The sequence below is a fragment of the Desulfobacter postgatei 2ac9 genome, from assembly GCF_000233695.2.
Lineage (GTDB): Bacteria > Desulfobacterota > Desulfobacteria > Desulfobacterales > Desulfobacteraceae > Desulfobacter > Desulfobacter postgatei.
Genome location: NZ_CM001488.1, coordinates 3,293,442 through 3,303,479, shown reverse-complemented (window position 1 = coordinate 3,303,479; position 10,038 = coordinate 3,293,442). Strand labels below are relative to the sequence as shown.

At 48.4% G+C, this 10,038-nt stretch carries 15 protein-coding genes and 1 pseudogene; 1 reads left to right on the top strand and 15 read right to left on the bottom strand.

Features of this window, described 5'->3' with window-relative positions; all coding sequences use genetic code 11:
• Nucleotides 1–447: 447 nt before the first annotated feature.
• The 15 genes and pseudogenes from DESPODRAFT_RS15230 to DESPODRAFT_RS15155 form a co-directional block, all read right to left on the bottom strand.
• Nucleotides 448–762, bottom strand: a pseudogene (locus tag DESPODRAFT_RS15230) (cupin domain-containing protein); the annotation flags it as partial.
• A gap of 20 nt (nt 763–782) precedes the next feature.
• Complete coding sequence (locus DESPODRAFT_RS15225; RefSeq protein ID WP_004074547.1) at nt 783–1,394, bottom strand: class I SAM-dependent methyltransferase; 612 nt, start codon at nt 1,392–1,394, stop codon at nt 783–785.
• 14 nt (nt 1,395–1,408) lie between these two features.
• Nucleotides 1,409–1,957, bottom strand: a complete 549-nt coding sequence (rfbC, locus tag DESPODRAFT_RS15220; protein WP_004074545.1) for a dTDP-4-dehydrorhamnose 3,5-epimerase — start codon at nt 1,955–1,957, stop codon at nt 1,409–1,411.
• Entirely contained in the window at nt 1,957–2,841 is an 885-nt protein-coding gene (gene rfbA, locus DESPODRAFT_RS15215; protein ID WP_004074543.1) for a glucose-1-phosphate thymidylyltransferase RfbA, read from the bottom strand. The genes rfbC and rfbA overlap by 1 nt, the downstream gene beginning before the upstream one ends.
• Nucleotides 2,838–3,764, bottom strand: a complete 927-nt coding sequence (gene rfbD, locus DESPODRAFT_RS15210; RefSeq protein WP_004074541.1) for a dTDP-4-dehydrorhamnose reductase — start codon at nt 3,762–3,764, stop codon at nt 2,838–2,840. The genes rfbA and rfbD overlap by 4 nt, the downstream gene beginning before the upstream one ends.
• Nucleotides 3,761–4,873 carry a dTDP-glucose 4,6-dehydratase gene (gene rfbB / locus DESPODRAFT_RS15205; RefSeq protein ID WP_004074539.1) on the bottom strand — a complete coding sequence of 371 codons (1,113 nt, stop codon included), beginning with the start codon at nt 4,871–4,873 and terminating at the stop codon, nt 3,761–3,763. Before rfbB ends, rfbD begins: the two co-directional genes overlap by 4 nt.
• Before the next feature lie 286 nt (nt 4,874–5,159).
• Nucleotides 5,160–5,537, bottom strand: a complete 378-nt coding sequence (locus tag DESPODRAFT_RS15200) for a HepT-like ribonuclease domain-containing protein (RefSeq protein WP_004074537.1) — start codon at nt 5,535–5,537, stop codon at nt 5,160–5,162.
• The gene (locus DESPODRAFT_RS15195; RefSeq protein ID WP_004074535.1) at nt 5,530–5,823 is read right to left on the bottom strand and encodes a nucleotidyltransferase family protein; all 294 of its coding nucleotides are present in this window, start codon (nt 5,821–5,823) and stop codon (nt 5,530–5,532) included. Before DESPODRAFT_RS15195 ends, DESPODRAFT_RS15200 begins: the two co-directional genes overlap by 8 nt.
• Before the next feature lie 426 nt (nt 5,824–6,249).
• A complete protein-coding gene (locus DESPODRAFT_RS15190) occupies nt 6,250–6,594 on the bottom strand; it encodes a GDP-mannose 4,6-dehydratase (RefSeq protein ID WP_004074534.1) in 345 nt (114 codons plus the stop codon).
• A gap of 254 nt (nt 6,595–6,848) precedes the next feature.
• The gene (locus DESPODRAFT_RS15185) at nt 6,849–7,172 is read right to left on the bottom strand and encodes a type II toxin-antitoxin system PemK/MazF family toxin (RefSeq protein ID WP_004074533.1); all 324 of its coding nucleotides are present in this window, start codon (nt 7,170–7,172) and stop codon (nt 6,849–6,851) included.
• On the bottom strand, nt 7,166–7,396 hold the full coding sequence (locus DESPODRAFT_RS15180) for a hypothetical protein (RefSeq protein WP_004074532.1): 231 nt from the start codon (nt 7,394–7,396) through the stop codon (nt 7,166–7,168). Before DESPODRAFT_RS15180 ends, DESPODRAFT_RS15185 begins: the two co-directional genes overlap by 7 nt.
• Nucleotides 7,397–7,919: 523 nt before the next feature.
• On the bottom strand, nt 7,920–8,339 hold the full coding sequence (locus DESPODRAFT_RS15170) for a type II toxin-antitoxin system VapC family toxin (RefSeq protein WP_004074530.1): 420 nt from the start codon (nt 8,337–8,339) through the stop codon (nt 7,920–7,922).
• Nucleotides 8,340–8,591, bottom strand: a complete 252-nt coding sequence (locus DESPODRAFT_RS15165; protein ID WP_004074529.1) for a FitA-like ribbon-helix-helix domain-containing protein — start codon at nt 8,589–8,591, stop codon at nt 8,340–8,342. It lies immediately after the preceding gene.
• Nucleotides 8,592–8,787: 196 nt separating this feature from the next.
• Complete coding sequence (locus DESPODRAFT_RS15160; RefSeq protein ID WP_004074528.1) at nt 8,788–9,147, bottom strand: type II toxin-antitoxin system VapC family toxin; 360 nt, start codon at nt 9,145–9,147, stop codon at nt 8,788–8,790.
• Nucleotides 9,144–9,422: a hypothetical protein gene (locus tag DESPODRAFT_RS15155; RefSeq protein WP_004074527.1), complete on the bottom strand. Its 279-nt coding sequence runs from the start codon at nt 9,420–9,422 to the stop codon at nt 9,144–9,146. The genes DESPODRAFT_RS15160 and DESPODRAFT_RS15155 overlap by 4 nt, the downstream gene beginning before the upstream one ends.
• A gap of 151 nt (nt 9,423–9,573) precedes the next feature.
• Between DESPODRAFT_RS15155 and DESPODRAFT_RS20415 the strand changes: the two genes are divergently transcribed.
• Nucleotides 9,574–10,038: hypothetical protein (locus DESPODRAFT_RS20415; RefSeq protein WP_216594013.1), on the top strand; the 465-nt coding region annotated here is incomplete at its 3' end.

The following is a 10,038-nucleotide window of genomic DNA, read 5'->3' as shown; positions in this document are numbered from 1 at the left end:
GCCCGGTTCTTCCTGCGACCAGTTGCATTGATTTGGGAATGACATCCCTTTTCCCGGCATCGAATACGAGCAGGTGAATGTGATTTGAAGAGACCATGTAGTTCAGTATCGTTAGTTTTTATACCGTTTTTTGGCCTGATACAGCCACTGCAAATAACGATGGCGATCTTTCGAGAACTTGAGAAGAAATTCCCGCTTATGGCACCGGTGAGTTATGTGCCGAATCTAGTCTGGAATAAAATATCGATTTGCGCGGGCCAATGATATGTGTTCTACCTTAAACGGTCTCTTTTGGGGGCTAAATAAGGTTTTTAAGAGAATTTTTGAGACGTTTTTGACTCATATCCCTCATAATTCCAATTAGTTAATTTGGTCCGACTCCCAACCAATGGCATTTTCCCCTTGACAAAACTTATCATAGATTTCCCCGGAATTTCCCCCCTCTGGTCACTCAACCCGCCCATACCTGTCCTCCAGCCGCACAATATCATCTTCTCCCAGATACGACCCGGACTGGACCTCTATGAGCTCCAGGGGGATGGTTCCGGGGTTTTCCAGGGCATGGACCTGGCCTACCGGGATATATGTTGACTGGTTTTCAGTGACCAGAAAAGATTTTTCTCCGTTGGTCACCCTGGCGGTGCCTGAGACCACCACCCAGTGTTCCGCCCGGTGGTGATGCATCTGTACGGACAGTTTGGCGCCGGGTTTGACGGCAATGCATTTTACCTGGTATCTGCCCCCGACATCGATGCTGTCATAGCCCGACGCAGCCGATCCTCTCATGCCTCAGGAAAATATTCTAATGCCAAAGTGCGCATCCGGCCTTCAGTGCGTGGCTTTTTGCTTGCCAGTGCCCATAGATCGAAAGCCCCAGGCCTGGCCTTGGCAGCGACAGATTTGAACCCGGCAGAACATAGAGCCGTCTGCAGAGACTTACGTGTAAATCCGCAATGATGCGCCATATACATATTTCCGGCAGCAAGCTGAGGGCGGTGTCCGTAGAGAATATCCAGAGGGGTAATAGGCCCTACCGGGGAATTATATGCAGGGTCAGTGAGCCTGCCCTCTGCAATCAGGCGGCAGACACTCTGCAAATCAGGACATGTAATCAAAGCAAAACCATCATCATTGAGCACGCGCAGAAACTCAGCCAGCGCAACCGGGACTTCATGAGGATATAGATGCTCTATATTGTGGCTGCTGAAGATGGCATCCACACAACCACTGCCAACTTTGCGCATATCGGTCAAGGTGCCGATAATATCCGGTTCGACAGCCGGGTCAATATCAAAACGGATTTCTTTCCATTCATGGGGATTAAACCTCGCTTTGATATGCCTCAGTCTATTCGGCCCACAGCCGACATGTAAAATTTTTTTTAATCTTGGCATAAAGCTAAAAGACCTCACTCGAACACTTCAGCATCGGCAAGGGCGCATCCCTGCAGATCTTTACCGGACAACAGCGGCGGGTCTTCATAGTGCCAGTCCACACCGATATCCGGATCGTTCCAGATGATGCAGCGCTCGCTTTCAGGGGCGTAAAACGCCGTGGTTTTATACAGGCATTCCGCTGTGGCGCTGCGGGTCACAAAGCCGTGGGCAAATCCAGGTGGAATCCACAGCTGGTGTTTGTTTTCCCCGGACAAAACAGCGCCCACCCATTTGCCGAAAAACGGCGACCCCCTGCGGATATCCACGGCCACATCAAACACCTCGCCGGCCACAATGCGCACCAGCTTGCCCTGGGCATGCGGGGGAAGCTGATAGTGCAGGCCGCGCAACACCCCTTTTTGCGATCGGGAGTGATTGTCCTGCACAAATTCAGGTTTGATGCCGGTAGCCTCCTGGAATACCTGTTGATTGTAGCTTTCAAAAAAGAACCCGCGCTCGTCTCCGAACACCCTGGGCGTAAATAGAACAACATCCGGTATATCCATTTTCTGTGCCTGCATCAGTAAACCCTCCCTTTCAAAATTCGCAGCAGATATGTTCCATAACCGTTTTTTTCCAGGGGCCGGGCCAGCTGCTCCAGCTGCTGCGCATCGATCCACCCTTTGCGGAAGCAGATCTCCTCCGGGCACGCCACTTTGAGCCCCTGCCGTTTTTCCAGGGTGGCAATGTAAAGGCCCGCCTCCAGAAGGCTGTCGTGGGTCCCGGTATCCAGCCATGCATACCCGCGCCCCATCAGTTCAACGTGCAGCTGGTTCTGTTCCAGATATAACCGGTTCAGGTCTGTTATTTCCAGCTCACCGCGTGCCGAAGGACGCAGTTCCCTGACAAGTCCGGTCACCTGGCTGTCATAAAAATACAATCCTGTGACCGCATAATTGGATTTGGGTTCCCTGGGCTTTTCCTCCAGGGACAGCACCCGCCCGTTCTCGTCAAACTCGGCCACCCCGTAGCGCTGGGAGTCCTGGACATGGTAGGCGAACACCGTGGCCCCATCGGTGCGCCGGGCCGCATTGTCCAAAAGAGACACAAAATTATGCCCATAAAAAATATTGTCTCCCAGGACCAGGGCTGATGGGCTGTCACCGATAAAATCTTTGCCGATGATAAACGCCTGGGCCAGTCCTTCCGGCCGGGGTTGCACCGCATATTCCAGATGGATGCCCCAACGGCTTCCGTCCCCCAACAGATGTTCAAACCGCGGGATGTCCTGGGGAGTGGAGATAATCAAAATATCCCGTATCCCCGCCAGCAGCAGCGCACTCAACGGATAGTAAATCATGGGCTTGTCATAGACCGGCAGCAGCTGCTTGGATATGGATATGGTGGCCGGATGCAGGCGCGTGCCGGCACCCCCGGCCAGAATTATTCCTTTGTGTTGCATCATTGATTATCTCCTGTTTCAAGAATTTCTTCCAGCATGCGATCAACCCCCTGCTCCCACCGGGGCAGGTGGAGGTCAAACGCCTGTTTCAGTTTTTCGGTTCGCAGGCGGGAATTCAACGGACGCGGGGCCGGGGTGGGATAGGCACTCGTGGGTATGGCGCCGATCCCGTCACTTTTGACCTTCAATTTATACCCTGCAGCTTCCGCAGCCTGAAGTACCCGGCACGCATACCCATGCCAGCTGGTGTACCCGTCAGCGGCCAGGTGATAAATCCCCGAAAGCGATTCCTGGGTCTGCCTGCCGCACAAAAGGCGGCGGATGATGTGAGCGGTCACATCCGCAATCAGTTCAGCCCCGGTCGGGGCACCGAACTGGTCATCCACCACGTTGAGGGTATCGCGCTCCCGGGCAAGACGCAGCATGCTTTTGGCAAAATTCTTACCCCGGGCAGCATATACCCAGCTGGTACGCAGAATGATATATCTTCCGGATGCCTGGACTATCCCCTGTTCCCCTTCCAGTTTACTGCGTCCGTAAGCAGACAAAGGCCCGGTCCGGTCCTCTTCCGCCCATGGCTCGGTGCCGGTGCCGGGAAACACATAGTCCGTGGAATAGTGCACAAGCCAGGCCCCGAGTTTTTCCGTGGCCTCGGCCATGGCCTGCGGGGCAACGGCATTGATGGCCCTTGCAAGCCCGGCTTCACTCTCGGCCTGGTCCACAGCGGTATAAGCGGCCGCATTGACCACAACATCCGGCTTGACCCCGGCAATGGTGCGACGGATACCGGCAACATTGCTCACATCACCGCACATTTCTCCAGTTGCATGTTCACGCCCCGTTGCAATGACTTCCCCCAAAGGCTGGAGAGCCCGCTGCAGCTCCCAGCCGACCTGACCGTTTTTGCCAAACAGAAGTATCTTCATTTCTCAGCCTTGTATGTCGATGGATTGTAGTGCTGCGCGATCCATTCCCGGTAACTGCCGTCCTGAACACGCGCCACCCAGCCCCGGTTGTCCAGATACCATTTCACGGTTTTGCCGATTCCGGTGTCAAATGTCTCTTCCGGCGTCCAGCCCAGTTCCGTCTCGATCTTGCGGGCATCAATGGCGTACCGCCGGTCATGTCCGGGACGATCCGCCACAAATGCGATCAAATCCGCATAATGACCGATCGCCACCCCTGTTTCAGGATGTTTCAAGGGGGTGTCGGCCAAAGGCGCCCATCGATCCAGCACCGCGCAGATTTTTCGAACAATATCGATGTTGGCCATTTCATTCCACCCCCCGATATTGTAGGTCTCGCCCACCCTGCCCCTCTTCAATACCCGCTCAATGGCACGACAATGATCTTCAACATAAAGCCAGTCACGCACCTGTCGGCCGTCCCCGTATATGGGCAACCGCTTGCCTGCCAGGGCATTGGCAATGACCAGGGGGATCAGTTTTTCCGGAAACTGAAACGGTCCGTAATTGTTGGAACAGTTGGTGGTGAGAACCGGCAGGCCATAGGTGTGAAAGTACGCCCGCACCAGATGGTCGCTGCCCGCCTTGCTGGCGGCATACGGGCTGTTGGGCGCATAGGGGGTGGTTTCCCGGAAAGGGGGATCGTCCGGCCCCAGGGTGCCGTAGACCTCATCTGTGGAAACATGCACGAACCGGAAGGTTTCCCTGTCATGCCCATCGAGGTGCTGCCAGTGCCTGCGGGCTGCATCAAGCAGACGCTGGGTCCCTGTCACATTGGTATGGACAAACGCCTCCGGCCCGTGGATGGACCGGTCCACATGGGATTCCGCCGCAAAATGGATCACCGCCCGGGGCCGGTATCGGGCAAACACCTGCTGCAACAGATCTGCATCCGTGATATCCCCATGCACAAACCGGTAATTATCGCTTTTCTCCACACTGCGCAGGTTCTCCGGATTGCCCGCATAGGTCAGAGCATCCAGATTCACCACCGCCTCGTCACGGTGTGCCAGCCACTGCAAAATAAAATTGGCGCCGATGAAACCGGCGCCGCCTGTAACTAAAATCATATACTATTCTCCCGACGTCAGGGTCTAATCCCAGCTTTTACCGAACTGAAGTTCAAAAAAGGGCCGCCGACAAGGGGCTAAGGGCGGATGGTAATATTTAAGTGTGATGTCCCCTGAATTCCCTGACAGTGATTGATGGCATGATATCAACCCCATTTTATACTTTATTTGCTTGCACTATATCATAATGCAAGCAAATAAAGTATGAATTAAATCATTTTCCAAAAAAGTTGTGATCGATAATATGTATGCTGCCCCCCAAATTATACTGCCCCCCAAATTACATTTATTTTCTCCCCAAATCCGATATCATAATACCGACCGTTTTGGAGAGTCTGGGGATATCCTCTTTACAGGTGTTGAATATTTCCTCTGCGTCAATATTGAAATAATCATGGACAACGATATTTCGCATCCCTTTTATTTCTGCCCAAGGGATCGCAGGATAATTCTTTAAAAGGGATTGGTCTGTTAGCTTATCTATTTTTTTGACAAGCTCACCGATTACAATTAAAGGCATGCATAACAAATCAAGTTTTTCAACGCCTTTTGCGGAGTCAGTCAAATCGGAGACCGATTTCACAGACTGCATTCTTACCTGAATTTTGTTTAAGGCCTCTTGAAGTTTATGTAATAAGTCGATTACTATTTCAAGGTCATACATAAATAACATCCCTTGAAATTCGTTCTTTCAAAAGAGGGTTTAAGTCCCCCCTGTAGGCAACAACATCAACAGGCATGTCTAAATAATCTTCCAAGCTCATTTTCAAGCCGATCCTGTTTAATAGGTTACGCTTTTTAAACTCAACAACAATATCGATATCGCTATCCTTCTTAACGCTTCCTCTGGCAACTGATCCGAAAAGACCCATTTTGACAACACCAAACTGTTCAGCCTGATTTTTTTTATATTCTTTTAGGAGGGTTATAATATGCTCTTTATTGATCATCTCAGTAATCCATATCGAATTTTAAGGAGGGTAAAACTATAAGCGATTACGTCGAGAACGTCAATTTGGATTTTTCAACAATTTTACATGATAGTAATTAAGAATTTTGTCATCAACAGTCAACCATCATGAATGCGGGCCGTGGCGACAATTATTTGATCGATCGAATCACGATGAAATTAACCAGGAAGTTAGGCAAACTCAATCGCTATTTTTGCTGTCAGTTCAACTACTTGAATATCCGATTCCCGCTTATGGCACAGATGAGTTATCTGCCAGATGTAGCCTGGAATAAAATGTCGCTTTGCTCTTGCTATAATCATTCGGATAATAAAGAGGCCTTTTGCCCCTGAAAAACTCAATATAAGCCATTTTTAGATGGTGAAATCAGATATTATCCTTGATAATTTCAATTACTTATAACGGTCAGACCCCATTCCCCCGTTCCCCCGACAGCCGCTGAGTCCCTGTCACATTGGTATGGACAAACGCTTCCGGCCCGTGGATGGACCGGTCCACATGGGATTCCGCCGCAAAATGGATCATCGCCCGGGGCCGGTATCGGGCAAACACCTGCTGCAACAGGTCTGCATCCGTGATATCCCCATGCACAAACCGGTAATTATCGCTTTTCTCCACACTGCGCAGGTTCTCCGGATTGCCCGCATAGGTCAGAGCATCCAGATTCACCACCGCCTCGTCACGGTGTGCCAGCCACTGCAAAATAAAATTGGCGCCGATGAAACCGGCGCCGCCTGTAATTAAAAGCATACGCTATTCTCCTGAAGCTTCAACCCCCGATGCGAATTTTGGGTAATTTTGTAATTTTGGGGTCGGACCAAATCAACCCACTGTATTCATGTCTTTTTCTTCGTAAATAAACGTGTTTGTTGGTCTTAAATGGCCCTTTGGGGCATCAAAACTCACGTTGTAAGGTAAAATGATTTCTCTGAGCTCAAATCCAGACGGATTCTCTGTGATGCTTCGAATTCAGAGACCCCGATTTTTTTCATGCTTTTTGGGTATCAGGTTTTAGCGGTACATTCCAATTTTTTGCAAAACTCAAGATGTATGGTGGACAGTATATCCTGTCTTGCTGTAGCGATATGTTTTATCAGAATAGAGCGGTGCAGTGTGAAGCTTTTCGGAAAGATCACCTTTGATTGTTTTTTCAAAAAACCGTCCACCAAATCATTTGTTTCCAACAAAAAGCCTTCGTGCTTCAGGTTACTTGTCAAAGGCAGGCATAGACAGTCTTCTCCGTATACTCGCAAAACAAGTACAGGTCTTATTTTATACTCTGAAAGATCTGTGAAGTAAATTTTAGCCAGATAAATTCTGCCTACCATTCTGAATAGTCCTCGTCATCTTCAGGAAAACCGGCAGAAGATAGTCCTATCTTTCCGGCCATATCAATATCTGATGATTCCCAAAAGGAAATTTGATCCTTTGGCCTTGACGCCGGCATAACGATAACTTCCACTTCCTCAAAATCAAATCCTTCCGGAAGCGTAATAAAAAGTTGGCGGTTATGTGTTTTTACAACCTGCCTTACTGTTATGGTTGTTGTCATGGTATGGTTATCCAAGTCCAAGTTGTTTTTTATGAAAAATCCTTGATGTAAAACTATCACCGTCAACAGATGCTGTCAATGGGTGTGGTTTACAGGGCTTGGGGGGGCTTAGGGTCGGGCCACGTTAACATAATGAATTTTAAAAAATATCGCCATTCAAAGGTATTTTCAAGCCCTATGCTGCCGTTTTTAAACCCGAAATCAGCATTATAAGATGCCTGAGGTTCGCGGAGCTGATATGAATCACCTGCGGAAACACAATTTCTTCCGATTGCCGACACCCAACGTTTTTTATCTTTCGAAAACGTGAGCAAGAACTCTCGCTTATGACACCGATGCGTGATGTGCCAGATATACCCGGGGATAAAATGTCGATTTGCGCGGGCCAATGATTCGTGTTCTATCTTAAACACTCTCTTTTGGGGGGGCAAATAAGGCTCCTAAGAGGATTTTGGAGGGGTTTTTGTCTTATATTACTCATGAATTTGGTCCGACCCCGACCAGACTGGAACTCCGACACTGTTTACATCTCCCAAGGGTTGATAATATCGATACCTGCTGCCTGGAATGGGCTAACATCTCGTGTCGCGACGCTAAATCGGTTAGTCGCAGCAATCGCCGCAATATATCCATCCGCGGCAGCAATTGCCAAGCCGCTGGATTTGGCTTTTGCCATGAGTTCAGCATAAGCGGTTGTGCAGTTAATGTCAAACGGGCGTACACGTCCGGTAAATAGCGGCAAAATTTGATTTTCAATACTGTTTTCCAGTTCATCTCGCCGCTTTCCAACTGGAAGGCTTGCGATCCCAAAACGCAATTCAGCAACAGTGATGGCTGATAAATAAAGTGTTTCAAGTGATTGTGCATCAATCCAATTAATAACACGGGCCTCAGGAGAACGACGCAACGGTTCCGAAATTACATTTGTATCTAACAGTATCATTTAAAAATCCAATGGTTTGGCCGGAGTTTTATCTCGACTCTGGTCAAAAATCGAAAACTCTTCATCGGTCAAATTGATTTTAGACCCGATGCGAGCTAATAACGAACCAAGTTTTACCCTTCCTTCCGGCTGGACAGCATTCTCCAATATTTCACGAATCTCCGCTTCGGCACTTCGGCCATGTTGTGCTGCTCTAACCCGCAAAGCGCGGTGAACTTCATCCGGTACATTCCTGACAGTGATTGATGGCATGATATCACCTCCATTCTATACTTTATTTGATTGCAACATATCATAATGCAATCAAATAAAGCAAGAATTAAATCATTTTCCAAAAAAGTTGTGATCGATAATATGTATGCTGTCCCCCTAATCCTTTACCGCCCGGGAGCAGTATCCGACCTCGATTACGATTACCAGACGATATGGATATCAGGATATTTGGCTATTAGCTTGTCTTTGGACAACAACGTCCATTCATTGGCCTGACATAAGGCAATGAGGACTCTGTCAATCTGTCAAACGGATCATTATGAATTTCCGGCAGACGAACGGACAATTGTGCAATATGGCGAGATAAAGGCACTTCATTCAATGCATGTTGTTTTATCATTCGATCCAGATACAGCTCAGGTTCAATCGGCAAATGAAGTCTTTTTCTCCGGTAAAGCATTGATATTTCCCAGGCCGAAACGACTGATATATGCAATTTATCAGCATGAAGTGATATTGTTTTTCTCGCCTCCACAGACAGCTTGCTCTGATCTGAAGCAAGCCAGACAGCCGCATGTGTATCAAGTAAAATCATCTCAACTCTTCCGGCCAGTCGGAATCCGGGAGGGGCTCTGTGGGATCACCGACAAAACAAGCCCCTTCCAGAATTGGATCCATCTCTAAAGGATCATTTTTTTTCTGGGGAACAATCTTGACAATTGGTTTGTTACCACGGACAATCAAAATAGATTGGCCTGTTTTTTCTATCTTTTCAATTAGTTGTTTGAGATCATCTCCGATAACTGAGTTGATGCTGATTACATTTTCAGAAGCTTCGATTCCCGCCTCTTTCACGCTATTTTTTTCCATGCGGTTATCCCCGGCGAATTGTTTATAAACAGTTTACCAAACTAAAGTTCCGAAACCTGCCAACATAGAAAAGTCTTGAATGCCATGGGTTATCCTTATAAAAATTAAGGTTGAGTTACCACACCTAACCTCAAAAAAAAAAGAAAAACCCATGGACAACACTTTTGTAGATCAATTCTCTAAAAATATCAAATTTAATTACACTTGTTTCGATCGCGTTATCATTCGAGGATACATCCGGAGTTTCTTTTCCATCGGGTACATTGTCATCTTTTTGAGGAGCTTGGGATTTTCCAAGCCCCCCAACGGTGTCATGCGAATTGTCACCGATCAGCTAAACACCCATATCTCAAAGCAGGCGGCAAAATACGATATCCCGATTTTCTGGTGGCCGGCCGTGGATGGAGGTACAGATGGCGCCAAGCTGCAGTATGTTCAAAAGCACTACGCCAATGGCTTTCAGGGAAAGGGGAACTTTGTCTTCTGCATCCTGGGCGACAAGGAACCGGTGCAAACCATGGCTGCCCGGGAGCTGACATCAAAAAACGGTAAAAAATTCCATCGACTTTTCAAATGCCGCAAACCGGTCAAGCAATATTACATCTATTTTCACGAT